Annotated in this window: 21 protein-coding genes; 12 read left to right on the top strand and 9 right to left on the bottom strand. The window is 64.4% G+C overall.

Annotated elements, in window-relative coordinates; all coding sequences use genetic code 11:
• The first annotated feature begins 38 nt into the window (after positions 1–38).
• The 4 genes from KP003_RS02235 to KP003_RS02220 all read left to right on the top strand — a co-directional run bounded on the left by KP003_RS02235 (position 39) and on the right by KP003_RS02220 (position 3,870).
• Positions 39–956: a 4Fe-4S dicluster domain-containing protein gene (locus KP003_RS02235; RefSeq protein WP_216497305.1), complete on the top strand. Its 918-nt coding sequence runs from the start codon at positions 39–41 to the stop codon at positions 954–956.
• Positions 953–2,308, top strand: a complete 1,356-nt coding sequence (locus KP003_RS02230) for a polysulfide reductase NrfD family protein (RefSeq protein ID WP_216497306.1) — start codon at positions 953–955, stop codon at positions 2,306–2,308. Before KP003_RS02235 ends, KP003_RS02230 begins: the two co-directional genes overlap by 4 nt.
• Positions 2,309–2,432: 124 nt before the next feature.
• Positions 2,433–3,275, top strand: coding sequence for a cytochrome C (locus KP003_RS02225; RefSeq protein ID WP_216497307.1), 843 nt, complete (start codon positions 2,433–2,435; stop codon positions 3,273–3,275).
• Between the two features lie 34 nt (positions 3,276–3,309).
• Positions 3,310–3,870 (top strand): menaquinol oxidoreductase, encoded by a 561-nt coding sequence (locus KP003_RS02220; protein ID WP_216497308.1) that lies wholly within the window; start codon positions 3,310–3,312, stop codon positions 3,868–3,870.
• Positions 3,871–3,879: 9 nt separating this feature from the next.
• Here the strand turns inward: KP003_RS02220 and KP003_RS02215 are convergent, their stop codons facing one another.
• The 3 genes from KP003_RS02215 to KP003_RS02205 form a co-directional block, all read right to left on the bottom strand.
• Entirely contained in the window at positions 3,880–4,116 is a 237-nt protein-coding gene (locus tag KP003_RS02215) for a hypothetical protein (RefSeq protein ID WP_216497309.1), read from the bottom strand.
• Between the two features lie 141 nt (positions 4,117–4,257).
• On the bottom strand, positions 4,258–6,729 hold the full coding sequence (locus tag KP003_RS02210; RefSeq protein WP_217300242.1) for a molybdopterin-dependent oxidoreductase: 2,472 nt from the start codon (positions 6,727–6,729) through the stop codon (positions 4,258–4,260).
• 56 nt (positions 6,730–6,785) lie between these two features.
• Positions 6,786–8,798, bottom strand: coding sequence for an FAD-dependent oxidoreductase (locus KP003_RS02205; RefSeq protein ID WP_216497311.1), 2,013 nt, complete (start codon positions 8,796–8,798; stop codon positions 6,786–6,788).
• A 362-nt stretch (positions 8,799–9,160) separates the two neighbouring features.
• Between KP003_RS02205 and KP003_RS02200 the strand changes: the two genes are divergently transcribed.
• Both KP003_RS02200 and coaE read left to right on the top strand, forming a co-directional pair.
• The gene (locus KP003_RS02200; protein ID WP_216497312.1) at positions 9,161–10,798 is read left to right on the top strand and encodes a flagellar assembly protein A; all 1,638 of its coding nucleotides are present in this window, start codon (positions 9,161–9,163) and stop codon (positions 10,796–10,798) included.
• Positions 10,799–10,814: 16 nt separating this feature from the next.
• Positions 10,815–11,423, top strand: a complete 609-nt coding sequence (coaE, locus tag KP003_RS02195; RefSeq protein WP_216497313.1) for a dephospho-CoA kinase — start codon at positions 10,815–10,817, stop codon at positions 11,421–11,423.
• A 67-nt stretch (positions 11,424–11,490) separates the two neighbouring features.
• Here coaE and KP003_RS02190 read toward each other — a convergent pair whose 3' ends face one another.
• Positions 11,491–12,273: an IclR family transcriptional regulator gene (locus tag KP003_RS02190; RefSeq protein WP_183345626.1), complete on the bottom strand. Its 783-nt coding sequence runs from the start codon at positions 12,271–12,273 to the stop codon at positions 11,491–11,493.
• 326 nt (positions 12,274–12,599) lie between these two features.
• Between KP003_RS02190 and KP003_RS02185 the strand changes: the two genes are divergently transcribed.
• From KP003_RS02185 to KP003_RS02160, 6 genes are all read left to right on the top strand, one after another.
• Positions 12,600–14,225 carry a sensor histidine kinase gene (locus tag KP003_RS02185; protein ID WP_216497314.1) on the top strand — a complete coding sequence of 542 codons (1,626 nt, stop codon included), beginning with the start codon at positions 12,600–12,602 and terminating at the stop codon, positions 14,223–14,225.
• 186 nt (positions 14,226–14,411) lie between these two features.
• On the top strand, positions 14,412–14,621 hold the full coding sequence (gene thiS, locus KP003_RS02180) for a sulfur carrier protein ThiS (protein ID WP_216497315.1): 210 nt from the start codon (positions 14,412–14,414) through the stop codon (positions 14,619–14,621).
• Between the two features lie 103 nt (positions 14,622–14,724).
• A complete protein-coding gene (locus KP003_RS02175) occupies positions 14,725–15,507 on the top strand; it encodes a thiazole synthase (protein ID WP_216497316.1) in 783 nt (260 codons plus the stop codon).
• Positions 15,504–16,163: a thiamine phosphate synthase gene (gene thiE / locus KP003_RS02170; protein ID WP_216790378.1), complete on the top strand. Its 660-nt coding sequence runs from the start codon at positions 15,504–15,506 to the stop codon at positions 16,161–16,163. The genes KP003_RS02175 and thiE overlap by 4 nt, the downstream gene beginning before the upstream one ends.
• Positions 16,164–17,117: a tRNA modification radical SAM protein MnmL/YtqA gene (gene mnmL / locus KP003_RS02165; protein ID WP_216497318.1), complete on the top strand. Its 954-nt coding sequence runs from the start codon at positions 16,164–16,166 to the stop codon at positions 17,115–17,117. It begins immediately after the preceding gene.
• A gap of 10 nt (positions 17,118–17,127) precedes the next feature.
• Positions 17,128–17,784 (top strand): fumarylacetoacetate hydrolase family protein, encoded by a 657-nt coding sequence (locus KP003_RS02160; RefSeq protein WP_216497320.1) that lies wholly within the window; start codon positions 17,128–17,130, stop codon positions 17,782–17,784.
• Between the two features lie 279 nt (positions 17,785–18,063).
• On the opposite strand, the gene KP003_RS02155 is transcribed toward KP003_RS02160, so the two are convergent.
• From KP003_RS02155 to ppdK, 5 genes are all read right to left on the bottom strand, one after another.
• On the bottom strand, positions 18,064–20,292 hold the full coding sequence (locus tag KP003_RS02155; RefSeq protein ID WP_216790376.1) for a putative bifunctional diguanylate cyclase/phosphodiesterase: 2,229 nt from the start codon (positions 20,290–20,292) through the stop codon (positions 18,064–18,066).
• Positions 20,289–21,119 (bottom strand): PstS family phosphate ABC transporter substrate-binding protein, encoded by an 831-nt coding sequence (locus tag KP003_RS02150; protein WP_217300241.1) that lies wholly within the window; start codon positions 21,117–21,119, stop codon positions 20,289–20,291. Before KP003_RS02150 ends, KP003_RS02155 begins: the two co-directional genes overlap by 4 nt.
• A gap of 202 nt (positions 21,120–21,321) precedes the next feature.
• Positions 21,322–21,771, bottom strand: a complete 450-nt coding sequence (locus KP003_RS02145; protein ID WP_216497323.1) for a YaaR family protein — start codon at positions 21,769–21,771, stop codon at positions 21,322–21,324.
• Positions 21,772–21,855: 84 nt separating this feature from the next.
• Positions 21,856–22,056, bottom strand: a complete 201-nt coding sequence (locus tag KP003_RS02140) for a cold-shock protein (RefSeq protein ID WP_216497324.1) — start codon at positions 22,054–22,056, stop codon at positions 21,856–21,858.
• A 160-nt stretch (positions 22,057–22,216) separates the two neighbouring features.
• Complete coding sequence (gene ppdK / locus KP003_RS02135; protein WP_216497325.1) at positions 22,217–24,952, bottom strand: pyruvate, phosphate dikinase; 2,736 nt, start codon at positions 24,950–24,952, stop codon at positions 22,217–22,219.
• Positions 24,953–24,969 lie beyond the last annotated feature (17 nt).

Genomic DNA, 24,969 nt, shown 5'->3' with positions numbered 1-24,969 from the left:
AACTACAGCAGCTCATCATGAATTGAGGAGGAACGCTGATGAAACGAAGAAACTTCCTGAAGGCGTGCCTGATAGGCGGGACCACGATAGCGCTGGGCAAGACCAACAAGGGTTATGCCAGCGGTTCCTTTGAGGGATACCCCGAAGCCATGGGCGTCCTGGTCGACACCACCCGCTGCATCGGCTGCCGCAGCTGCGAGGCTGCCTGCAATAAGGAACAGAAACTGCCGGAACCGGATACCTCCTTCGACGATCCGTCGGTATTCGAACACGACCGGCGCCCGACCGCGAAGGCCTACACGGTGGTGAACCGCTACCAGAAGGAGCAACCGTCGGGACCCGTGTACCGCAAGGTGCAGTGCAACCACTGCAACGAGCCCGCCTGCCTCACCTCCTGCTTCGTGAACGCCTATACGAAAACCCAGGAAGGGGCGGTGATCTACAACTCCAAGGTCTGCGTCGGCTGCCGCAACTGCATGATCGCCTGCCCGTTCAACGCACCGGGCTACGACTACGACAGCGCGACCAACCCGGTCGTCAAGAAATGCATCCTGTGCTACGACACCAGGCTCAAGTACGGCAGGCCCCCGGCATGCGTCGAGATCTGCCCCCAGGAGGCGCTCACCTTCGGGCACCGCGCCGACCTGATCAAACTGGCGCACGAGCGCATCCGTGCCACTCCCGACCGCTACGTGGACCACGTCTACGGCGAGAAGGAGGTCGGCGGGACCAGCTGGCTCTACCTGGCCCCGGTCGGGTTCGACAAGCTGGGCTTCGACACCACGCTGTCAAACGATCCCATCATCTCCAACGTGAAGGATTTCCTCGGCATGGTGCCGATGGTGCTTTCCATCTGGCCGGCGCTGTTCTCCGGCATCCACCTGCTCTGCAAGAACCAGGAGCACGGTGAGCATGGGCATGATACCGATTCCAACCAGGAGGATACCAAGCCATGAAAAAAATGATCCAGCACGGTTTGGCAATAGTGGACTCACCCTACGACGATGAAGGCAAGAAGCGCACGCTGGTCAACAAGCTCCTCTTGGGGCTCACCCCGAGCCAGTACCTGCTGCAGGCCTTCCGGAACCCCTTCAACTGGATCCTGGCGGCGATCTTCGCCATCGGCATCCCGATCCTGATCGGCCGGTTCTTCTTCGGGTTGGCCTGGGCCACCAGCGGCTCCAACGACTACCCCTGGGGGCTGTTCCTCGGTTTCGGCCTCTTCGCCATGGTGCCGCTCTCCTCCTCGGGCTTCCAGCTGGGGACCGCCTGCGAGATCTTCGGCAGGCACGACCTGGAACCGATCGAGCGCCTGGCGCTTCTGAACGGCCTGTTGGGCTACTTCTTCGCGGTCATGTACCTCCTGGCGGACCTTGGCCAACCCTGGCGCCTCCCCTACCCGATGGTGGTCTCCTTCGGCCCGGCCGCGGTCCTGTTCCTGGTCGCCTGGCACGTCGCCACCTACCTCTCGGTGCAGGTGGCCGAGGTGTCGACCGCCTTCTTCGAGTGGATCGGCTTCCCTGCCGGCAAGCGCGCCATCCGCAAGATTACCCTGGGACTCACCGTTTCCGGCATCATCCTGTCGACCCTGCACCAGGGGGCGCTGGGTGCGCTCTTCACCTACGCGCCGGGCAAGGTGCACCCGCTTTGGTACTCCTCTTCGTTCCAGTGGCTGCACTTCTTCGTCTCCTCGCTGCCTGGCGGCCTGTGCATGGTGATCACGGTGAGCACCATCGTGGCCAAGACCATGGCATGGCGCGGCGACAGCCGCTTCCACGAGAAACTGGACAAGGTGACCGTGTCGCTCGCCAAGGGCGCCTGCATGGGGATCGCCACCTACATCACCATCAAGCTGATCGGCATCGCGCACGACAACAAGTGGGCCTACCTGGACACCGGCTGGGGGCAGTGGTTCATGTTCGAGATCATCGTCGGCTTCATGCTGCCGCTCACCCTGATGACCTACGGCGTGCACACGAGGAAGATGGCCATCGTCCGCATCGGCGCCTTCATGACCGTGTTCGGCGTGGTGCTGAACCGGGTCAACACCGCCATGATCACCTTCAACTGGAAACTGCCGCACCGCGAGATCCCGCCCTGGCGCGAGGTGATCATCAGCCTGACCATCTTCGCCACCTACATCGTGGTTTACCGCTTCATCCTGTACCGGCTCCCGATCCTGTACAAGTGGCGCCGGCAGGAGCAGGAGGAGACCGTGCCCGAGGCGGTGCCTGCAGCGGCGCGGGGCCGGCGCGAGGCGAGCACCGTACCGGTGGCGAGCTACAGCCGCATGACCAAGCTGGACTGATGGGGAAAGGATGTCGGATGGGGCGCCGGTCTCAGGGCCGGCGCCCGGCAGGCTAAGAGGTACGTGCGGCAATAGCAGGGCTGACGGCGGCAGCAAGCCGGCGACCCAGATTGGAGATGGAGCCATGTTCGACAAGATCGCAGGAAGGGCCTTGGTTCCCGTAGGGATAGTGGTTACCGGATTTCTGGTGGTCTGCTTCGTGCTCCTCTACGCGGCCATCAAGCAGGTGGTGATCCGCGATTCCATCACTCAGGCGAACAACCTGGCCGGCGTCGTGCTGAAGTCCACCCGTTACGCCATGATGAAGTCGGACTCGGAGCTGAACAGCGCCATCATCCGCAACATCAGCGCCCAAAACGGCGTGCAGCACGTGCGCATCTTCAACAAGAAGGGGGTGGTGGCATTCTCCTCGAAACCCGAGGAGGTGAACCGCCAGGTGGACAAGAAGGCGGAGGGGTGCGTGGTCTGCCATGAGAAGGCGGCGCCGGTCACCACGCTTGGGACCATGCAGAAAGCGCGCACCTTCAAGAACACCGCCGGGGAGGAGATCCTGGCCATCACCGCGCCGATCTACAACGAGCCCGAATGCGCCAACGCCGCCTGCCACTTCCACCCCGCCGAGCAGCGGGTACTCGGAACGCTGGACATCGGACTGTCACAGGAGGCGACCCTGCACTCACTGGCGCTGATCCGGATGCAGATGCTGATCTTCTCTATCCTGACCCTGTTCCTCACTATCGCAGGCGTAATCACGCTGCTAAAGATGATCGTGCTGGTTCCGATGAGGAAACTGCAGGAGTATACTGAGAGGGGCCAGGAAGGAAACGGCACGTCTCGGCCGCCGAATCTTCCCTATGAGCTTGACAAGATCGCCCAATCTTACTACTTTATCAGAGCCAAATTAAACGAAATTGAGCAAAAGCCATTTCAGACGACGGAGAAAGGTCCCGTCTGCCAACACAAGTGAACCATTTCTGCGGCTGAAAGTAAGCGAGCGATCGATGGAGCAGGCGGAAAACAACAAGACGGGGACCATGGGGGAACGGGCGCGTGACGCGCAGGGGGAGTTGCGCCAGGGACTTCTGGACGAGATAGGGCGCCTGAAACGGTTCTCCAACCGGGGACTTTGGGCGCTTTCCCTGTTCCTGCTCCTGAGCACCGCCGCCTGGCGCGACTTCTGGTTCCTCCCCAGGCCGCAGGAGGTGGTGGCGACACTGGGGGCGGCGCCCAAGCCCCTCATGATCAGCCTGGTGCTGGTGCTCTACACCTTCTCCGCCATCATACTGAGCCTCTCCCGCATGATGGGCGGCGTGCGCCATCCAAGCAGCTTCTGCCACGTCGGCTACCTGGCCGGCTTCTACCTCTTCTACTACTTCGCCGAGGCGCTCCAGGACAACTACTGGGCCGTCTTCGGTGCCGGCTTCACCATCCTCTGCCTGGAAAGCTACCGGATCTGGACCTTCTGCAGCGACCAGATCGGCAAGCGCAGCGAACAGCTCGCCTTCTTGGAGCGAAACGGCAGGATGCCCCCTGAAGAAGACGAAGAGTCCCTCTACGACTGACCTCCCGCCTCAGTTCTCCGCCGCGCTCAGCTTCTCGTAGCTGCTGCAGGGCTGCCCGGTCTTCATGCGCGGCACGTCCAGCACCGTGTAGATAGTGCAGCGTCCCTTCTCGTGCAGCTTGCAGTCTTCGTAGCTGCAGACCATGTAGGCACGGTCGTTGGGGCCGGTGAGCATCTGCTCCAATTTCTCGGCGATCTTGTCGTTCTTTCCCGCCAGTGCCGCTATCTGAGCAAGTTTGTCGTCCATGGGCATCTCCCCTTGAGAAACAGCTGGCTATCGGACCGCCACTGAGCCCGAAGACTAGCATCATACGCGCCGGGCCGCCATAAAAAAAAGGCCCCGTACCATCGGACGGGGCCCCTTCGTCAGTCACGCCGTCACGGCGGGTTACGCTTTTTCAACCTTCACTTCCACCAGGTTGCAGTTCCCCTTGAGCAACGCGTTGGCGTTCAGGTCGCGGAAGTGCGAGGGGGCGAAGAGGAGCCCCGGCTGCAGCTTCGCGCTGATCTTCGCCGCAGCGGTAAGGGCGCCGTTGCCGGAGCTGAGCTTCACGCTCGCCCCTTCGGCGATCCCGAGTGCCGCCGCATCGGAGGGGTGAAGTTCCACGAAACCGGCAGGCGCCACGTCGAGGTTGGCGTCGGAGCGGGTGGTGGAGGTGCCGTTATGGAACCCGATGGGGCCGACCAGGAGCTGGAACTTCGCCTGGGCGGGTGCCGCGGGCTTGGCGACCGGCGCCAGGGGGGCGTCGGTTCTGGCGGCGCTCCCACCCTTGATGACGCCGTTGCGGGAGCCGTCGAAGGGCTGGTACCCCTTGGCCGAGCCCTTGATCTCCGCCATGAGGCCGGCCGGGGTGATCGCCTGGGCGTTGTCGGTCAGCCTGCCGTAGAGATCGGCCAGGATGGCCCAGTCTTCCCTGGCCTGGCCAGGGGCGTCGACGGCCTTGAAGATGGCCTGTACCCGGTTGTCCAGGGAGGTGAAGGAACCGCTCTTCTCGGCGGCGGCACCTGCCGGGAGCACGACGTGGGCGTAGTCGAGGGAGTCCCCCTTGAAGACGTCCTGCACCACCAAGAGTTCCAGTTTGCCGAGCGCCTTGCGGATGCGCTGGTTGTCCGGGAGGCCGGACAGGTCGCAACCCAGGAGGTAAAGGGCCTTGATGCTCCCCTTCTCGATCCCCTCCACGATGCCCCAGATGTCCTTGCCGTCGCCGCCCGGGGCGACCCCCATGTCCAGCATGCCCACGGTGTTGTTCTTGGCGTCGATCGGGAAGATGCCTCCCCCCTGCTCGCTTGCCGAGCCGGTGATGACGGCGAGGTCGGCCAGGGCCGCGATCTTCCCGGAGGCGTCGGCGCTCCTGATCAGGTCGGCGCCGAAGACGATGGCCACGCGGCTCATGCCGGCGAGCTGCCGCACCGCGTTCTCGACCGCGGCCATGGTGACCCCGGCCTGCTGGCAGAGCTCGTCCATGGAGAGCTGGGCGAGCCCTTCCTTGATACCCTCGGCCCCGGCCGGAAGCGCTACCCCCGCCTCGATGAGCCCCTTCATCAGTGCGTAGATGACCTGGAGTTCGGCGCCGGGGAGGTGCTTCAGGTGCGCGTTGGAGAACTTCCTGAGTTTCACGTCGCGCATGTTCACCAGCACGAGACGTGCGTCCTTCTTGGTGGCTGCCTTGATGACGCGGTATTCGGCGCCGGTCGCCTCGGCGTTCAGGTCACAGCCAAAGACCAGGATGGCCTGGGCCTCGTCCAGGGCGTCCAGCTGTTTGCTGGCCCCGGTGAAGCCGAAGCGCCTGAGCATCTGGGCCTGGGCCTGCGCGAAGCCAAGCCCGGCCTCGGAGTCGAGGTTGGAGCTCCCGAGCGCCTCGCGGAAGAGTTTCTGGAACAGGAAGCTCTCCTCGTTGGTCACCCTCGGGGACCCGATCCCCGCCACGGCCTTGCCGCCGTCGCGCGCCACGATCTCCTTGAGCTTCGCGGCCGCGGCGGAAAGGGCGGTATCCCAGTCGGTCTTGGCGAGCGCCCCGGAGTCGCCGCGCAAAAGCGGATCGGCGAGCCGCTCCAGGGAGTGCAGGTAGCGGTAGCCGAAGCGGCCGTTGATGCAGAGGTTGCCGTTGTTGTAGCTGTCGTCCTCGCTGGTGACCCGCTCAACGCGGCCCTCCTTGGCGTGGTACTCGATCTGGCAGCCTGCGCCGCAGAAGGCGCAGACGCTGGGGATGCGGTTGAAGGTCCAGGGACGCCCCTTGAACTTGAAGGGCTTGGTGATCAGCGCGCCGGTCGGGCAGGCCGCGACGCAGTTGCCGCAGAACTCGCAGTTGAGCGGCTTGCCGTCCACCGTGTCGATGATGGCGTCCTCACCCTTGTTGACCACCTCGATGGCGTCGCAACCGACGATCTCGTGGTCCACCTTCACGCACTTCTCGCACAGGATGCAGCGGTTGGGGTCGCTTTCGATGAGCGGCCAGTCGTAGCGGATCGCCTTGCGCTCCAGGATCGCCGAGTAATCCTGCTTGGTCGCGTTCAGCGCGTAGCAGGAATCCTGCAGGTCGCACTCGCCGCCGGCGTCGCAGACCGGGCAGTCCAGCGGGTGGTTCACCAGCATGAGCTCCATGATCTTGCGGCGGGCTTCCCTCAGGGCCGGCGTGTCCGTGGTGACCTCGATCCCCTCCTTGACCGGCGTGTTGCAGGCGGTCATGGTACGCTCCACACCCGCCACCTCCACCGCGCAGACGCGGCAGGCGCCGGTGGGGGAGACCTTCTTGAGCCAGCACAGCGTCGGGATGGTGATCCCTACCGTGGCTGCGGCCTCCAGTATGGTGGTACCTTTCTCGACCTGCACGCTTTTGCCATCAATGGTTAAGCTGACCATATAAAAACCTCAGTATTCGGTGTGATGAATTGCAATAGGTCCGGGCGCTGCCGCCCCTAGACGGCCACCATGGCGACCCGGTAGCAGCGCAGGCACCTCTCGGCCTCCCGCACCGCCTGGCTGTTGGCGTAGCCCAACTCCACCTCGCAGTAGTTCTTGTAGCTCGCCCTCTCCTTGCCGTGCACCTCCTTCTGGTGCTCGCGCGAGGCGCCGTCCAGCCACTGCACGTTCTCGTTCTTGTCGTAGACGCCGAAGTAGGTGAGGATGTCCTCCATCCGCTCGTCGTCGGTGAGGTCGACGCCCTTTCCTTCCAGGTAGCGCTGGATCACCTTGGCGGCACGGTGGCCGTTGCCGACGCAGGCCACGACGGTGAGCGGGCCGATCTCGGCGTCGCCCGAGGCGAAGACGCCGTCGCAGTCGGTGATCAGGGTCCTGGAGAGCATGTTGCCCATGCCGTCCTTCAGGTCCTTGCCGTCGTGCCCCTTGAGCGGCACGTACTTGGTGACGATGGTGCTCCACTTGGTGGTGTCGATCCCCGCGTCGGCCGGGATGAAGGAGAGGTCGGCGTCCTGGCCGATGGCCGGGATGATGGTGTCGCACTCGATGATGAACTCGGAGCCCGGCACCGGTTCCGGACGGCGGCGCCCGGAGGCGTCCGGCTCGCCGAGTGCCATCCTGATCAGCTCGACCCCGGTGACCTCGTTGTTCTCGTTGGCGATGACCTTGGTCGGGAGCACCTGGAACTCGAAGCGTACCCCTTCCTCGTCCGCCCCGTCGACCTCCCAGACGTCTGCCGGCATCTCGTTGCGGGAGCGGCGGTAGACCAGCACGCTCTCCTCGGCCCCCTCGCGCAGCGCAACCCTGACGCAGTCGATGGCGGTGTTGCCGCCGCCGACCACGAAGACCTTCTTGCCCATACCGGTGGGAAGGCCCAGGTAGACGTTTCTCAGGAAGTCGATGCCGCCGGTCAGGAAGCCCTTGTACCCCTTGTCCTCCCCCTCGACACCCATCGGCTTGGAGCGGTGCGCGCCCGGCGCGAGGAGCACTGAGTCGAATTTCTGCCTCAGCTCGTCGAGGGTGATGTCCTTGCCCACCCGGGTGTTGTAGATGATCTCGACGCCCAGTCCCTGGATGATGTCGATGTCGCGCTGCAGCAGGTGACGCGGCTGGCGGTAGGGGGGGATGCCAACGGCGACCATGCCGCCACCCAAGGGAAGCGCTTCGTAGATGGTGACCGGGTACCCTTCCAGGGCCAGGTAATAGGCGGCGGCGAGACCGGCCGGACCCGCGCCCACCACGGCGACCTTCTTGGACTGCTTCGCCTTGGGAGCCATGGGCGGGAGGTGGCCGTGCTGCCATTCGTAGTCGGAGGCGCTGCGTTTGAGCACCATGATGTTGATCGACTCGTCCACGTTCTTCCTGCGGCAGGCGGTCTCACACGGGTGCGGGCAGACGCGACCGCAGACCGAGGGGAGCGGCATCGACTCGCGGATGGTCTCCAGCGAATCGCCGAAACGGTAATCCTTCACCGACTCGATGTAGGCGGGGATATCGATGTGGGCCGGGCACTTGTCCATGCAGGGCGCGGTGTACTTCTCGATGTAGCGGAATTCCGAGGAGAGGCTCTTGGCGCCGCGGATGTAGTTCACGAAGGCATCGCGGAAGTGGGTGACCGCGTCGATGACCGGTACCGCAGAACTCGGGCAGAGGGTGCACTTGCAGTGCGACAGCACGCTCCCGACGTCGAGGATGGTCTCGAGATCCTCTTCCTTGCCGCGCCCCTCCATGATCCCGGAGAGGGCGTCCATGATGACACGGGTCCCCTTCTTGCCCGGGGTGCACTTGCCGCAGACGTACTTGGTCTGCACCCGCTTCATGTACTCGGCGACCATGGCAGGGATGTCGACATCCTTGTTGTACAAAATGATGCCATCCCAGCCGAGGAAAGCCGAAAGCGGCCGCTCTCCGTCGTAGGTGGCGGGCAGTTTGAAGGAGACATCCTTCTTCTCGCCCCCCTTGCGGTTATCAACTATGTTTCTGCCCCAGCTGGAAAAAACTACCTCTGCCACTTAGGCCTCCGAAATAGCTGTAAAATTGGCCGCATTATCGGCTAAATATTTACATTTATTAAGTAAATTGTCCGGTGCACATTGTATACAGTATCCAGTTTTTACCACATCACTCAGCTCTAATCAAGCGAAAAATCATACGGATTATCGCTGTGGTAGGCCGTATACGACAAGTGCCGATCGCGGCGCCGGACGCTCGTTGCCATAGCTGCAATTAATGGTTGTTTTTGTCGCCGTTAGGTCCTAACATCGCCCCCGGCACGGCGCGGCGCCCCCCTTAAAGAATTTAACTTTTCGCTGGAGACGCCGATACTTAATCTGGAAGCGCCCATGAAGACCCTGTGGGCGTCACCGGAGGGGTCATGGAGACCGACATTCTCGACGGCACCGGATTGAAGCTGCAACTGAGCCCGGACCAGATGTCCCTGTTGGCGCAGTACACCCCGGTCACCCAGCGGCGCGTCCTGGACGCAGGGCAGCTGCGCGAGGCGATCGAGGCGCTGGGATACGGCGAACTCTTCGTCTCCCAGGACGCCCTGGAGCAGCTGCTGCAGCGCTGCGCCGTCTCCCCGGCCGCCTTCACGCTGCAGATCGGCGAGCGGCGCGACGCCACCCTCGCCCTGCAGCTCTCCGACGACATGATGAGCGCCACCCTGAGCATCCAGCCGGCCTTCGGCGGGCGCAGGATCACCCGCGAGGAGGTGGAACAGGCGCTCTCCCGCGCCGGGGTGGTCTGCGGCATCCTGTACGACGAGATCGAAGCCGCGGTCCAGGCGGGCCAGGCGAGCAAGCTTGTGATCGCCCAGGGGACCGCGCCGCTCCCGGGGGAGGACAGCCAGTTCATCAGCCTGATCCCCGAGATGGCCACCCAGATGCCGCAGCTCTCAGACGACGACACGGCCGACTACCGCAACCTGGGCGACATCGTCAGCGTGAGCCTCGGGGACCCGCTCTTGCGGCGCACCCACCCCACCACCGGCGTCCCCGGGGTAAACCTCTTGGGGGTGGAGCTCCCCACCAGTGACGGGGTCGACATCCCCTTCGCGGAGAACCTTACCGGCATCGCCTGCGACCTCACCGACTGCGACCTCCTGGTCGCTGCCATCTCCGGCTACCCGGTCATCGTGCCGCACGGCGTCATCGTTGAGCCCGTGTTCAAGCTGAAGCGGGTCGACCTCTCCACCGGCAACCTTCACTTCAAGGGATCGCTGGAGATCTCCGGCGACGTCTGCGAGGGGATGGAGGTCACCGCCACCGAGGACATCACCGTTGGGGGGGTCGTGGAGGCAGCCCGGGTCAAGGCGGGGGGAAACATCATGATCCAGGGTGGGGTCATCGGTCACGGCAAGGCAGTACAGCCCGGGACGATGGTGAGCCGCCAGGAGATGGCCCAGCTGGAGGCGGGGGGGGGCGTAACGGTGCAGTTCGCCGAGAACGCCGCCATCAGCGCCGGCGGGGACATAGTGATCCGGGAGCTCGCCATGCAGAGCGAGCTCACCTCGGGGGGAAGCATCCTCGTCGGGGAGACGGGGGGGCGCAAAGGGCACATCATCGGCGGCGTCTGCCGCGCCGTCTCGCTGGTGCACGCCGTGGTGATCGGCTCCCACGCCGGGGTCCCCACCGTCATCGAGGTGGGGGTCGACCCCGCCCTAAACCGCAAGCTGGAGACGGTACAGGAAAACCTGGCCGAGAAGCAGCGCCAACTGGACGAGCTCACCAAGACCCTCGCCTACGTCAAGGAGAACCCCGGCAGCATGGAGGCCGGGCTTTTGAACCTGAAGCAGCGCATCTACACCAAGTGCCAGGGGGAGCTGGCCGAACTCACCGGCGAGAAGAAACGTCTGCAGAAACGGCTGGAGATCAATGCCCAGGCCAGGGTGGAGGTGGAGCGCGACGCTTTCCTGGGCGCGCAGATCAGGATCGGCTCCAGCACCCTCCTCGTCGAGGAGGACCTGACCAACCCGACCTTCACCCTGGGCGAACAGGGGATAGCATACTGAGCAGCAAGGGAGCGGCATGCGCATCATAGGACTCACCGGGGGGATCGCATCGGGCAAGACCAGCGCGGCGCACCTCTTCGAAAAGCTGGGAGCGGCAGTTGTCGACGCCGACCAACTGGCGCGGGAGGTAGTGCAGCCGGGCGAGGAGGCCCTGGCGCAGATCGTGGCGAGCTTCGGGGACAAGGTGCTCAACCCCGACGGCACCCTGAACCGCGCCACCCTGGGGGAGATCGTGTTCGCCGACCCGTCGGCGCGGCGCATCCTGGAGGGGATCACCCATCCCGCCATCAGGAAACGGGCGGAGGAGAAACTGCAGCGGCTCAGGGAGGCGGGGACCGGCACCGCCTTCTACGTGGCCCCGCTGCTCTTCGAGGCGGGAATCACCTCGCGGGTCCACGAGGTATGGGTGGTCTACCTGGACCAGGAGACCCAGCTGGCACGCCTGATGGCGCGCGACGGCCTCTCGCGGGAGGCGGCCCTCTCGCGGATAGCGTCGCAGATGCCGATGGAAGAAAAGAAAAAGCTGGGGAGGATCGTCATCGACAACCGCGGCAGCAGGGATGAGCTGGAGGCGCAGGTGCTCAAGCTGTGGCGCGAGGAGATAGCGGACCGGACCAAGGGGTGAGCCGGGACGAAAGCGAAGAGGTACGACGAAAAAGGCCCCCGCTTGCGGCGGGGGCCTTCCTTTTTTGCTATTTGTGGTACCCCAGCTTGTGGGAGATCTCCTCGCCGGAGCGGATCACCAGCGGGATCAGTTCCTTCTCCAGGCGCTCGTCGGTGAAGCGCATCGAGGGGCCGGAGATGCTCACCGCGCCGATGATGCGGCGGGTGTAGTCGCGGATCGGGGCGCCCACGCACTTCACGCCGACATCCATCTCCTCGTCGTCGATGGCGTACCCCTGCTCGGCGATCACCTTGAGGTGCTTCTTCAGCTCCTCGCGGTCGGTGACCGTCTTCGGGGTGTAGCGCTTCATTTCCTTGGTGGGGAGGTAGTTCTCCAGCTCCTCGTCGGTCATGTAGGCGATCTGGACCTTGCCGGCTGCGGTGCAGTAGGCCGGCAGACGGGCACCCACGCGCGGCACGACCCTGACGGTCAGGTCGGTTTCCACCACGTCCAGGTAGACGATGTGGAACTCCTTGAGGATGGCGACGTAGGTGGTCTCGTTGCACTCCTTGACCAGCGCCTCGAGCACCGGGCGGGACTGGCGCAGAAGACCCATCTGCTTGATGAAGGTCTGCCCCAGCTCCAGGGTCTTGAGCCCAAGCCGGTAGTTCTCCGTTACCTTGTTCTGCTCTATGTAGTTCCGCGACTCCAGGGTAGCCAGAAGGCGGAAAACGTTGTTCTTGTGAAGCTTCAGCCTCTTGCTCAGCTCGGTCACACCCAGTTCGTCCACCTCGTCATGGAACTGTTCCAGGAGGTCGAGTGCGTGGGAGACGGCCTGAATGATGTACTCAGATTTCTCTTTTTTCGCCATTGGCTGCACCTATGAATATCAGGAAAAATTTCAAACAATATTAACTAGGCCATTTGACAAGCCGTGTCAAGAAAATTAATCGCTTGATAAACCCTTTTAATGTGTTTAAACTCGCCCTACCGCTTCTCCCCGGAAGCCGCCCCGCAAGAGGTGCGGTAAAACAGCTTCCACTGGTAAAGTCGGCAGGATGCGACTCCGGATAGTGTCATACACGCAAAATATAGAATTATGTTCTAGAAATGTCAAGCAACAAGACGTTCGCAGCGATGCGATCTTGACGGTCTGGCGCCTGGGCATCGGCGCCGGCAAATCGGCGGAGAGCGACCGTGCGCCTCAACCTGATTTCCAAACTTGCCCTGGCCTCCGGGCTGGTGCTTTTGTGCACCATGGCCCTGTTCGCCTACCTGAACCTGAGGAGCCTCAAGGGGCTGCTGCTGCAGGAGGCGATCTCGGAGGCCGACCGCATCACCGAGACCATCATCCGCACCACCCATAACCAGATGCTCCGGGACGACCGTCCCCTCTTCTACAAGACCATCGAGGAGATCGGCAACCAGCAGGGGGTGGAGCGGATCCGGCTCATCAACAAGACCGGGCGCATCATCTTTTCCACGGACGACTCCGAGACCGGGACGGTGCTCGGCAAACACTCCGAGATCTGCGCGGTCTGCCACGGCGGCCCCGAACTCCTGCTCACCGCCTCCTCAAAGAACCGCAGCCGCCGCTTCTATGGCAGTTCCGGCGCCGAGTTCCTCGGTATCACCAACGCCATCTACAACGAGGAGAGCTGCTACACCGCGAGCTGTCACTTCCACCCCGAGAAGTTCAAGGTGCTCGGCGTGCTGGACGTGGTGGTCCCGCTGGACCGGATGCACTCCCTGTTGGATGCCTACCGCGGCCGGATGCTGTTCCTGACCCTGCTCCTCATCACCCTCACCTCGCTGAGCCTTACCTTCTTCACCCAGAAACTGGTGAACCGCCCGGTGCGTGAACTGTTGGAGCACACCCAGATGCTGTCGCGGGGGGAGTTGGACGGGCTGGTGCACAGTTTCGCCAACGACGAGATGGGGGAACTGGCCGACTCCTTCAACACCATGACCCTCAACCTGAAGAAGGCCCGGCAGGAGCTGGAGGGATGGGGACGCGACCTCGAGCAGATGGTGCAGCAAAGGACCCAGGAGATCACCCGGATGCAGGCGCAGTTGATCCGCTCCGAGAAGCTCGCCTCGCTGGGGGAGCTCGTGGCCGGCATCGCCCACGAGATCAACAACCCGCTCACCGGCATCCTGGTCTTCGCCTCCCTGATCCAGAGCAACCCAAGGCTCGACCCGGTCCTGAAGAACGACATAGAGACGGTGCTCAGGGAAACAAAGCGCTGCGCCGGCATCGTCAAGGGGCTTTTGGAGTTCGCCCGCTGCGCGCCGCCGCAGAAGACCCCCTGCTCGCTGAACGAGATCTCCGACGCGGCCCTCGAGCTGGTCAGGCACCAGATATTGTTCCAGGACGTCACCATCGCCCGCAACTACTCGGGCCGGATCCCGGCGCTTTTGCTCGACCCGAACCAGATCGAGCAGGTACTGGTGAACATGCTGGTCAACGCGGGGCACGCCCTGCGCGGCGAAGGGATGGTCATGGTGGTGACCGGCGTCGACCCGGTGCAGGAACTGGCCTTCATCAGGATCAGCGACAACGGCTGCGGCATCCCCGAGGCCAACCTGGGCCGCATCTTCGACCCCTTCTTCACCACCAAATCCAACAAGGGGACCGGCCTCGGGCTCTCCGTCTCCTACGGCATCATCCAGGAGCACGGCGGGCGCATCGAGGTGCAAAGCGAGGAAGGTGCCGGCACCACCTTCACCATCCTGCTCCCGGTCCCGCAAGCGGACGCCCCCCTCCCCCCCCTTCCGGATCCGAAGGGCGCCGGGCTTCCGGCCGGGCCGGAGACGGCCTGAAGCCGTATACAATACGGGCTTTTCCCCTCGACGCTCACCCTCCCGGCGCCCCGCACCGGGCGCAACTGCGCGGAAGAAAACGATTGACAGCGGGGGGCCGTATTGTTAGTTTACGTTCGGGCCACGCCCGGCTCGCGCCGCACCCCGGCATGGCCGGCCCCAACGTCACGCAGTACCGGAGCAGCAGTGAACATCACCACCAACGGCGAAGCCGTATCGATCGATCCCCTCACGGTTCAGCAGTACCTGGTCTCCCTCGGCATCGACCCGCGCCGCGTCGCGGTCGAGCTGAACCTGGACATCCTTCCCAAGGCGCAGTACGAGACCACCCTGCTCAAGGAGGGGGATGCCCTGGAGATCGTCCATTTCGTGGGAGGGGGCGCCGGCCGCGGCTAGGCGGCTCCCGCGGCGGGCCGCCGGCCCGTCTCCCGCTCACCTTGAGGCCCCGCAGCAGCCGGGCCGACCATCTAGACAAGTCGCTACCGATTGGAGAACAGTGATGCCCGTAACAAACGACAAGCTCGTCATCGCAGGACGCGAATTCGACTCCCGCCTCATGGTGGGGACCGGCAAGTACGCCGATTTCCAGCAGATGGTGCGCGCCATCGAGGTGTCCGGCGCCCAGATCATCACCGTGGCGGTGAGAAGGGTGAACATCTCGGACCGGAGCAAGGAATCCCTTTTAGACCACATCGACCTGAAGAAATATACCCTGCTCCCCAACACCGCCGGCTGCTACAACGCCGAGGACGCCATCCGCACCTGTCGGCTCGCCCGCGAGGCGGGGCTCTCCGACTTCGTGAAACTCGAGGTGCTCGGGGACGAGAAGACGCTCTTCCCCAACAACGAGGAACTCCTGAAGGCGGCCAAGGTGCTCATCGCGGAAGGGTTCACCGTGCTCCCCTACACAAGCGACGACCCGATCATCTGCAAGAAGCTTGAGGACATGGGTTGCGCCGCGGTGATGCCGCTGGGCGCTCCGATCGGCTCCGGCCTTGGCATCCGCAACCCGTACAACATCCAGATCATCCTGGAGACGGTCAAGGTCCCGGTGATCGTGGACGCCGGCGTGGGCACAGCCTCCGATGCGGCCATCGCCATGGAGCTTGGCTGCGACGGCGTCCTCATGAACACCGCGATCGCCGGCGCCCAGGACCCGGTCGCCATGGCCGAGGCGATGAACCTCGCGGTCAGGGCGGGAAGGCTCGCCTACCGCGCCGGGCGCATCCCGAGGAAGCTCTACGCCAGCGCCTCCTCCCCCCTGGCGGGTCTCATCGCGTGAAAGGGCTCGACTCCCCCTGGATAGACTTCAACCTCTACCTGATCACCGGGCGCGGCGAGACCCTCGGGCGCAACCTGGAGTTCGTGGTAGAGGAGGCGCTCAGGGGGGGAGTGCGCGCCGTGCAGCTCAGGGACAAGGGGAGCAGCACCAAGGAGCTCTACGAGACGGCCCAGGAGCTGCGCCGCCTCACCTCGCGCTACGGCGCCAGGCTCTTCGTGAACGACCGCGTCGACGTGGCGCTGGCGGTGGACGCCGACGGGGTCCACATCGGCAGCTCCAGCCTGCCGCTTTACAAGGTGCGCAGGCTCCTGGGTGAGCGCAAGCTGATCGGGGTCTCCTGCCACAACCAGACCCAGGCCATCACGGCCCAGGAGATGGGGGCCGACTTCATCACCTTCGGCCCGGTCTACTACACCCCCAGCAAGGCCGAGTACGGCGAGCCGGTGGGGCTGGACAAACTGAACAAGGTGGCGCAGATGCTGCAGATCCCGGTGTTCGCGCTGGGGGGGGTGAACCTCGAGAACTGCGCCGAGACTGTCGCTGGTGAGGCGCGCGGCATCGCCCTCATCTCGGCCATCCTTTCCGCGGCGGACCCGCGCGACGCGGCCAAGAAGCTCCTGGCCCTGCTCCGCCCGCTCGAGGAGCACAACGACTAGATGACTGCCGGCACAACCATCCATAGCGAGCTTCGCATCAACTCCTACGGTTCCTACTTGAGGCGCCGCTTCGGCTGCCGCGTCAGCAAGGTGAACGTGGACGGGGGCTTCACCTGCCCCAACCGCGACGGCAGCCGCGGCACCGGCGGATGCATCTATTGCGACAACAGCTCCTTCTCCCCCAAGGAGACCCAGCCCCTGATCCCGATCGAGGAGCAGATGGCCGCCGGGATGGAGTACCACCGCAGCCGCCTCTCCAGCGACAAGTTCATCGTCTACTTCCAGAAGTACACCAACACCTACGGCCCGGTGGAGAAGCTTGCGGATCTGTACCGGCGTGCCCTGGCCCACCCCGACGTCCTGGGGATCTCGGTCGGCACCCGTCCCGATTCGCTCACCCCCGCCGCCATCGAGCTTTTGACCGACCTCGCGCGCGAGCACTACGTCTGCGTGGAGCTCGGCCTGCAGTCCATGGACGACGCCATCCTCACCCGGATCAACCGCGGCCACACCCTGGCCGAGTACCTCGACGCGGTGCAGCGGCTCTCCGGCCGCGGCCTGGATATCTGCACCCACCTGATCTACGGCTTCCCCGGGGAGACCAGGAGCGGCTTTTTGAAGACTGCGCGTCTCATCGCCGGGCTCCCCGTCAACTCGGTCAAGCTGCACCAGCTGCACGCGGTGGAGAACACAAGGCTCGCCCAGATGTACCGGGACGGGAGCTGGCAGCCGATCGGCATCGACGAGTACGTGGCGACCGCCTGCGACTTCCTGGAGGAACTCCCGGCGCGGGTCACGGTGCAGCGGCTCTACGGCTCGGCCCCCCTTTCCATCCGGGTCGCGCCGAACTGGAACCTGAAGAACAACCAGATGTGGTACGCCGTGATCAACGAGCTGAGAAGGCGCGGCAGCTGGCAGGGATGCCGGCTCGCCAGCGAGGTCAGGGCGGCCTGAGAGGAGAACCATGAAGACGGCACAACTGGTCGGAAGCGCGGAACCGGTGAGGATCGGCAAGATCCTCTGCATCGGGCGCAACTACGCGGACCACATAAAGGAACTGGGCAACGAGGTACCGGAGCGCCCGGTGATCTTCACCAAGCCCGCCACCTGCGTGATCGGCGCCGGCGAGGAGGTGGTGATCCCCTCCTACTCAAGCGACTGCCACCACGAGGCGGAGCTGGCGCTTCTGATCGGCAGGAAAGGGAGCAACATCCCCCCCGAGCAGGCACTCTCCCACGTCGCGGGGTACGCCGTCGCCATCGACCTGACCCTGCGGGACGTGCAGGCGGAGCTCAAGAAGAAGGGGCTTCCCTGGGACATCGCCAAGGGGTTCGACACCGCCTGCCCCCTCTCCCCCTTCGTCCCGGCGGAGCAGGTGGCCGACCCGCACCAGCTGCGCATCACGCTCACCGTGAACGGCGAGAAACGCCAGGACGGCGGCACCGAGCTCATGATCCACCGCATCCCCGAGCTGTTGGCCTACCTCTCCTCCATCTTCACGCTGGAGCCGGGGGACCTGGTTCTGACCGGCACGCCGGCGGGGGTCGGCCCGATCAAAAGCGGCGACCGCGTGGTCGCCGAGATCGCCGGGGTGGGGAACATCGCCGTTTCGGTACGCTAGCAGTCCAGACCATAAGGAGGTTTGCCAATGACGAACGAGAAAAGCTGCCCGGATTGCCAGGGGCTCATGATCCTGATGCCGGGTTGAGGTGGCCTCTTCTGGCGGTGCCAGAAGTGCGGCAAGAAGCTTCCCCTGAGCGGAGACAACTCCAAAGGGTGCGGCTGCAGTTAAAGAAAGGCCCCTTCCCCTCGGGAGAGGGGTGCGGTGGAAGATCATCGCTGACGAAAAAGAAGAAAGGGGGCTCGAACGAGCCCCCTTTTTCCGTTCCCCCCGGCCGGTTCAGACCGGCACCGCCGGTGCCCCGGCGCCCCCCGTCCAGACCGATCCGGCCTCCTCCCGCATCCGCTCCTCCCGGAGCACCTCGAGCAGACGCTCCTCGGAGAGCGGGCGGTGGTAGTAATACCCCTGCAGCTCGTCGCAGCCGCGCTGCGCCAGGTATTCCGCCTGTTCCCGGCTTTCCACCCCTTCCGCGATGACGTGGAGTTCCATCGCCTTGGCGATCCCGATGATGGCGTCCACGATGGCGCGCTCGTCGGGGAGCTCGCAGACGTTCTTGATGAAGGCGCGGTCGATCTTCAGGTGGTCGATGGGGAAGTTTTTCAGGTACTGCAGCGACGAATAGCCGGTGCCGAAGTCGTCGATGCCGATGGAGACGTTGAGCCCCTTCAGGCGGCAGAGCTTGGCGATGGTTTCGTCGACGTTCTTGATGAGGCAGGTCTCGGTGAGCTCCAGCTCCAGCAGTGCCGGGTCCACCCCGCTCTGCTCCACCACCTCCTCGACGGTGCGGCACAGGTCCCCGCGCACAAACTGGCGCCCCGAGATGTTGACCGACATCCTCAACGGCCGGCACCCCGCCTCCTGCCATTGCCGCAACTTGAGACAGGCGGTGTTCAGCACCCAACCTCCCAGGGGAATGATGATGCCGGTCTCTTCGGCCATCGGGATGAAGGCATCCGGCATCACCCTCCCCTTTTCCGGGCTCATCCAGCGCACCAGCGCCTCCACCGCGGCGATCCGCCCGCTGCGGGCGTCCACGATGGGCTGGTACTCCAGGAAAAACTCATCGCGGTCCAGGGCCATCCAGAGGTCGAATTCGAGCCGCATGCGGTCCTGCAGCTTCTGGTTCATCTGGGCGCTGTAGAAACAGAACTCCACGTCCGGCCGTTTTTTGGCGTTGTACATGGCGATGTCGGCGTTCTTCAGAAGGTTTTCCGGGGAAGTGCCGTCGTCGGGGTAAACTGATACGCCGATGCTCGCCCCAACGTAGACTTCCCTGCCGCTGACCTCGTAGACCGGGGTGAGGCGCCTGAGCAGGTTTTGCGCGATGCAGCTTGCATTCTCCTCCTTGTCCAGGGTCGCCACCACCACGAACTCGTCCCCCCCAAGCCGCGCCAGGGTGTCCTTCTTGCGCACCGAGTTTTTCAGGCGGCGGGCCACCTCGATCAGTATCTGGTCCCCCGCCTCGTGACCGAGGGTGTCGTTGATAGGCTTGAAGCCGTTGAGATCGAAGAAGAGGGTGGCCATCTTGAGCCCCTCGCGCTGCGCCACGTCGATGGTATGCTCCATCCGGTCCAGCAGCATGCGGCGGTTCAACAGCCCGGTCAGGCTGTCATAGTAGGCCAGGGTCTCAAGCTGTTCCGCACTGCGCTTTTTCTCGGTGACGTCCTCCAAAAGGGTCGCCACCATCCCCTCACCCATGGGAAAGGTGTTCACGGTGAATACCCGTCCCGTCCCTTCCTGTTCCAGCTCCAGGCTCACCTCCCCCTGCAGCGCCCCTTGGACAGCCCCCCGCACCGGGGCGAAAAGCCCCCCCTGCAACTGGCGGATGCTCTTGCCGATGTCGTCCCGTCCGAAGCCGAACACCGACGCGGCCGCAGGGTTGGTGTCCGCCAGAACCAGGTCTGCCTCGCCCCCGTCTCCCGCGACGATCCGGTAAAGTGCCAGCCCCTCTTTGAGCGACTCGTAGACCGAACGGTACTTTTCCTCGCTCTGTTTAAGGCTGCGGTAGGCATTCTCGATGGCCCTAAGCGGCACGGTGCGCAGCCGGAAGAAGGTGAAGCCCGCGCCGATCGCCCCCAGGCAGAGCAAGAGCGCGGTCACCATGAGGGTCGGGGCCAGCGAGCGAGAGACCACAAGGACGGCCACCCGGTGCCCGGCGTCGTGGACCGGGAAGGATTTGGAAAGAATCGGCGGCAGCACCTTGTCCGAGCTCTCCGCGACCACCTCCCCTTTCAGGTTGTAGAGTACCCGCCGTTCCGTGGTCTGCGTCGAGCGGCGCGCCAGGAGCTCCTTCAGGCGCAGCTCTTCGAACTCCCACATCTTCGGGTTCGCCACCACCAAGGTGCCCACGACGCGCGCGTTGATCTCCCCCTCCGTTTCGATGACCCCGGTCATGTGCGAGAAGGCCATCACGAAGTAGATCGCGGGCGGCACCAGCGTCAGCACGGCGGAGAGGATCCCCGCGGTGATGGTGGTGCTGCGGCGTATGGAGCGGCTGTGTTCGATCATTTCGCCTCGGTGATGAGGAGTCCGTGCTTGGCGGCGACGGCGCGCCCCTTCTTCGAGTAGAGGAACTTGATGAATTTAGTGACCGAGGCGGGGGCGTCCTTGCGGGTGACCAGGTACATCTCCTTGAGGTGGCGGTACCTCCCGGTGGCGAGGGTGGCGACGCTCGGCTGCACCCCGTCCAGCTTCAGGACGCTCACCGCGTTCGGCTCGGAAAGCGCCAGCGTCAGTGCCATCACGGCTACGGCCCCTTCCGTCTTCTTGACGGAGTCGAAGGTCTCGTTATCGGTTATGCCCACGAGCATGTCCTTGCGCGCGTGCGCCGCGGCCCCCCCCCGGTCCATCTCCGGCGACAGGGAACGGGTCAGCTTGGTGTCCGTATCCTCGACCGGACGCAGCACCACCCGGACCAGCTCTCCTCCGGGCCACTTGGCGCTGCTGCCGGCGTACATCGCCGCCAGTTCCTTCAGCGTCACGCCGCTCGCCCGGACTCCGCGATTGGCGAGCACAGCCATTGGTGTCCGCCCCCACTCCTGCTGAACCAGCCCCTCCACGCTTTCGGCGGGTTTCAGCGGCCGGCTGGAAACGGCGAGATCGAGAGCGTTCCTGGACACGGCCTTGATGGCGGCGGAGCTCCCGAGGCTCTTCTCCATTACCACGACACATCCGCGGTTTTCCTTCTGGAATGCCGCCGTCAGCGGCTTTACCACCACAAGGCCGCTGCCGGTGCCGTTGATCCTGAGGGTTTCCGCGGCCGAGGAGGCCGGGGGGAACACGAGGGGGGAAAGGACGGCCACGACGGCCAATGCTGCCTGGACGAAAGACGGCATTGTTGTTCTCCTGTCAAACAGAATGGGAATGGGACCTGCGAGGGGCGCGGGGAGGTAGCGAAACGGCCACCGTCAATCCTAGCGTTATATCGGTTTTTACGATGTGATCTTAAGTACTATATACGGAAAATGCCATACAGGGGGGGGGATGATGCGGGTGGCGAGAGAGCGGCGCGAGGCCCCGCGCTCGCAGGAGGGGCGGCTAGAGCAGGAAGTCGACCACCAGCCCCTTGATCTTGATGATCTGGGCAACGATCCTTATGTGGTCTTTCTGCTCCCGCATCACCAGGTGGTAGAGGAGGTCGGCCTCCTTGTCGATGACGGCGATCACCTCGTGGCTGCGGCCGGTGACCCCGCCGCTCAGCATCTCGATGCGGTAGGCCTCGGCGGAGACCTTGCGCGCCATGGTGGCGATCAGTTCCCGGAAGAGCTTGAAGTTGGCGATGGTCGGCTCCTGCTCCAGGACGTCCCCCGCCTTGTCGATCTCGTCCTTGAGGCGCTGCAGCTCCCCCTGGTACTCGGCGCTCGCCTTGGCGACCGCGGTCAACCGGCCGGCGAAGAGGGGAGCGCCGGTCCCGGCGACGCTCTTGGGAGCCGCCCCCTTCTCCTTCTTGGCTATGCTGCGGGAGTCTGATTTCTCGTTGATACGCATGCGCGGCACCGTTTGCCCCTGGTCGGGGCGGAACTAAAAAGGCCCCGAAAGGATTCGGGGCCGGACCTAGGCTCGGAAAGGAAGCTAGTTCTTGACGACGTTGGTGGCCTGCGGCCCCTTGGCGCCCTGGATCACGTCGAAGCTTACCGAGTCCCCCTCGGCCAGCGATTTGAAGCCGTCCCCCTGGATGGCCGAGAAGTGCACGAAGACGTCCCCGCCGTTATCCTGCTCGATGAAGCCAAACCCCTTCGCGTCGTTGAACCATTTCACCACACCGTTTGCCATTACTTTTTCTCCTGTGCTGCTGTTGTCGATTAGGGGGGGCGGCTCGATCCGCCCCCCCCCTCTTTGCGTCTCAAGGACGCTATCCGCTAATACACGTTTACACCAAATGTGTCAAGCTCTCCGGCGTTCTCGCGACGCCCGTGCCGTGCCGCCTGCCGGACTAGGCGCTGGCCACGGGTTGCTGCAGGGCGTCACTTCCCTTTCCCGCTGCGCCCCCCTTGGCCGGAGCGGCCGCCTGGGCGTTCAGCGTGGCGTGGGCGGCGGCCAGGCGCGCGATGGGCACCCGGAACGGAGAGCAGGAGACGTAGTCGAGCCCGACCGAGTCGCAGAAGATGACCGAGGCGGGGTCGCCGCCGTGCTCGCCGCAGATGCCGAGCTTGATGTTGGGGCGGGTTGCGCGCCCCTTCTCGCAACCCATCCGGACCAGGGCGCCCACGCCGCTTTGGTCCAGGGTGACGAACGGGTCGTCCTCCAGGATGCCGTTCTCCACGTAGAAGGGGAGGAACTTGCCGGCATCGTCGCGGGAAAGGCCGAAGGTGGTCTGGGTCAGGTCGTTGGTGCCGAAGGAGAAGAAGTCGGCCTCGGTGGCGATGCTGTCGGCGGTGATCGCCGCACGCGGCAGTTCGATCATGGTGCCGATCAGGTACTCCACCTTCACCCCGTAGCGCTTCTGCACATCCTCGCAGACGGCGACCGCGTTGGCGCGCATGATGGAGAGCTCCTTGGTGACCGCCACCAGCGGGATCATGATCTCGGGGACGATCTGGAACCCTTCGTCCTTAACCAGCTCGCAGGCCGCCTCCATGATGGCCTGGACCTGCATGTCGTAGATCTCGGGGAAGGTGACGCCCAGGCGGCAGCCGCGGTGCCCGAGCATCGGGTTGAACTCGTGCAGGAACTCCACCTTGTGCTTCAGGGTCTGCACGGAGACCCCCATGGTGGCGGAGAGCGCCTCGATGTCCCTGTCCTCCTGGGGGAGGAACTCGTGCAGCGGCGGGTCGAGGAGGCGGATCGTGACGGGGAGCCCCTTCATCTCGCGGAAGAGCCCCTTGAAGTCACCCTTTTGCATGGGGAGGATCTTGGCGAGCGCCTTCTTCCTACCCTCGAGGTCGGCGGAAAGGATCATCTCGCGCACGGCGGCGATCCGGTCCGCCTCGAAGAACATGTGCTCGGTGCGGCACAGGCCGATACCCTCGGCGCCGAATTCGCGGGCGGTCTTGGCGTCGTGCGGGGTGTCCGCATTGGCCCTGACCTTCATCCTGCGGAACTTGTCCACCCACGCCATCACGGTGGCGAAGTCGCCGCCGACGCCTGCGGCGACCATGGGGACGGCGCCCTTCATCACCTCGCCGGTGGAGCCGTCCAGGGTGATCACGTCACCCTTCTTGATCACGCTGCCGTCCTTGGCCACGAACTGCCCCGACTGGTAGTCCACCTTGATGTCGCCGCAGCCGGCCACGCAGCACTTGCCCATGCCGCGGGCGACCACCGCCGCGTGCGAGGTCATGCCGCCGCGGGCGGTGAGGATCCCCTGGGCCGCGTGCATGCCATGGATGTCTTCCGGGGAGGTCTCGACGCGCACCAGGATCACCTTGTGGCCGAGCTTCGCCGCGCTCTCCGCCTCGTCGGCGGTGAACACCACCTCGCCGGAGGCCGCCCCCGGGGAGGCCGGGAGCCCCTTGGCGATCACCTTCTTCTCCGCCTTCGGGTCGAGGGAGGGGTGCAGCAGCTGGTCCAGCTGGTTCGGGGCGACGCGCAGGACCGCGGTCTTCTCGTCGATGAGGCCCTCGGCCACCATGTCCACGGCGATCTTCAGGGCCGCCTTCGCGGTCCTCTTGCCGCTTCTGCACTGCAGCATGTAGAGGATCCCCTTTTCGATGGTGAATTCGATGTCCTGCATGTCCTTGTAGTGACGCTCAAGGATATCCCTGATATGCGCCAGCTGCTGGTAGCACTCGGGGAGCACCTCCTCCATGGAGGGGAGGTCGCCCGGCTTGTACTTGGCGCGGTTGATCGGCTGCGGGGTGCGGATGCCCGCCACCACGTCCTCGCCCTGGGCGTTCACCAGGTACTCGCCGTAGAAGTAGTTCTCGCCGGTGGAGGGATCGCGGGTGAAGGCGACGCCGGTGGCGCAGTCGTCACCCATGTTGCCGAACACCATGGACTGCACGTTGACCGCGGTGCCCCAGTCGGCCGGGATGTTGTTGAGCTTTCGGTAGGTGATGGCGCGCTGGTTCATCCAGGAGCCGAAAACGGCGCCGATGGCGCCCCAGAGCTGCTCCTTCGGGTCCTCGGGGAAGTCGACCCCGAGGGTCGCCTTGATCTTCGCCTTGAACTCGCCGACCAGCTCCTTCCAGTCGGAGGCCTTCAGGTCGGTGTCGAGGTGCACGCCGCGCGCCTCTTTCTTGCGCTCGAGGAGGTGCTCCAGCTCGTCCTTGTGCATCCCCATGACAACGTCGGAGTACATCTGCACGAAGCGGCGGTAGGCGTCGTAGGCGAAGCGCTCGTCGCCGGACTGGGCGATGATCCCCTGCACCGTGGTGTCGTTGAGACCGAGGTTCAGGATGGTGTCCATCATGCCTGGCATGGAGGCGCGGGCGCCGGAGCGGACCGAGACCAGGAGAGGGTTCTTGGCGTCGCCGAACTTCTTGCCCATGAGCCCCTCGACGCGGGCCAGGTTCGCCTCGACCTCGGCGGTCAGCGCGGCCGGGTACTGCTGGTTGTTCTTGTAGTACTCGGTGCAGACTTCCGTGGTGATGGTGAAGCCGGCCGGAACCGGGAGACCGATGGCGGTCATCTCCGCCAGGTTGGCCCCCTTCCCCCCCAGAAGCTCCTTCATTTTGGCGTTGCCGTCAGCCTTGCCCGCGCCAAAAAAGTAGACGTACTGCGTTCCCATGTGCACCCTCCTTAGAT

It is taken from the genome of Geomonas diazotrophica, from assembly GCF_019063885.1.
In the GTDB taxonomy this organism is placed as follows: Bacteria; Desulfobacterota; Desulfuromonadia; order Geobacterales; family Geobacteraceae; genus Geomonas; species Geomonas diazotrophica.
Note: the sequence above shows the minus strand (reverse complement) of the source record. Positions and strands in the feature narration are given on the sequence as shown.

Bases quoted from the DNA above. Each gene is read 5' to 3' on its own strand.
- KP003_RS02190 (WP_183345626.1), bottom strand. From the start codon at position 12,273: ATGGCGAAAAAAGAGAAATCTGAGTACATCATTCAGGCCGTCTCCCAC.
- KP003_RS02215 (WP_216497309.1), bottom strand. From the start codon at position 4,116: ATGGACGACAAACTTGCTCAGATAGCGGCACTGGCGGGAAAGAACGAC.
- KP003_RS02225 (WP_216497307.1), top strand. From the start codon at position 2,433: ATGTTCGACAAGATCGCAGGAAGGGCCTTGGTTCCCGTAGGGATAGTG.
- KP003_RS02140 (WP_216497324.1), bottom strand. From the start codon at position 22,056: ATGGCAAACGGTGTGGTGAAATGGTTCAACGACGCGAAGGGGTTTGGC.
- ppdK (WP_216497325.1), bottom strand. From the start codon at position 24,952: ATGGGAACGCAGTACGTCTACTTTTTTGGCGCGGGCAAGGCTGACGGC.
- coaE (WP_216497313.1), top strand. From the start codon at position 10,815: ATGCGCATCATAGGACTCACCGGGGGGATCGCATCGGGCAAGACCAGC.
- KP003_RS02150 (WP_217300241.1), bottom strand. From the start codon at position 21,119: ATGCCGTCTTTCGTCCAGGCAGCATTGGCCGTCGTGGCCGTCCTTTCC.
- KP003_RS02155 (WP_216790376.1), bottom strand. From the start codon at position 20,292: ATGATCGAACACAGCCGCTCCATACGCCGCAGCACCACCATCACCGCG.
- KP003_RS02160 (WP_216497320.1), top strand. From the start codon at position 17,128: ATGAAGACGGCACAACTGGTCGGAAGCGCGGAACCGGTGAGGATCGGC.
- KP003_RS02230 (WP_216497306.1), top strand. From the start codon at position 953: ATGAAAAAAATGATCCAGCACGGTTTGGCAATAGTGGACTCACCCTAC.
- mnmL (WP_216497318.1), top strand. From the start codon at position 16,164: ATGACTGCCGGCACAACCATCCATAGCGAGCTTCGCATCAACTCCTAC.
- KP003_RS02175 (WP_216497316.1), top strand. From the start codon at position 14,725: ATGCCCGTAACAAACGACAAGCTCGTCATCGCAGGACGCGAATTCGAC.
- KP003_RS02235 (WP_216497305.1), top strand. From the start codon at position 39: ATGAAACGAAGAAACTTCCTGAAGGCGTGCCTGATAGGCGGGACCACG.
- KP003_RS02220 (WP_216497308.1), top strand. From the start codon at position 3,310: ATGGAGCAGGCGGAAAACAACAAGACGGGGACCATGGGGGAACGGGCG.
- KP003_RS02200 (WP_216497312.1), top strand. From the start codon at position 9,161: ATGGAGACCGACATTCTCGACGGCACCGGATTGAAGCTGCAACTGAGC.
- KP003_RS02210 (WP_217300242.1), bottom strand. From the start codon at position 6,729: ATGGTCAGCTTAACCATTGATGGCAAAAGCGTGCAGGTCGAGAAAGGT.
- KP003_RS02145 (WP_216497323.1), bottom strand. From the start codon at position 21,771: ATGCGTATCAACGAGAAATCAGACTCCCGCAGCATAGCCAAGAAGGAG.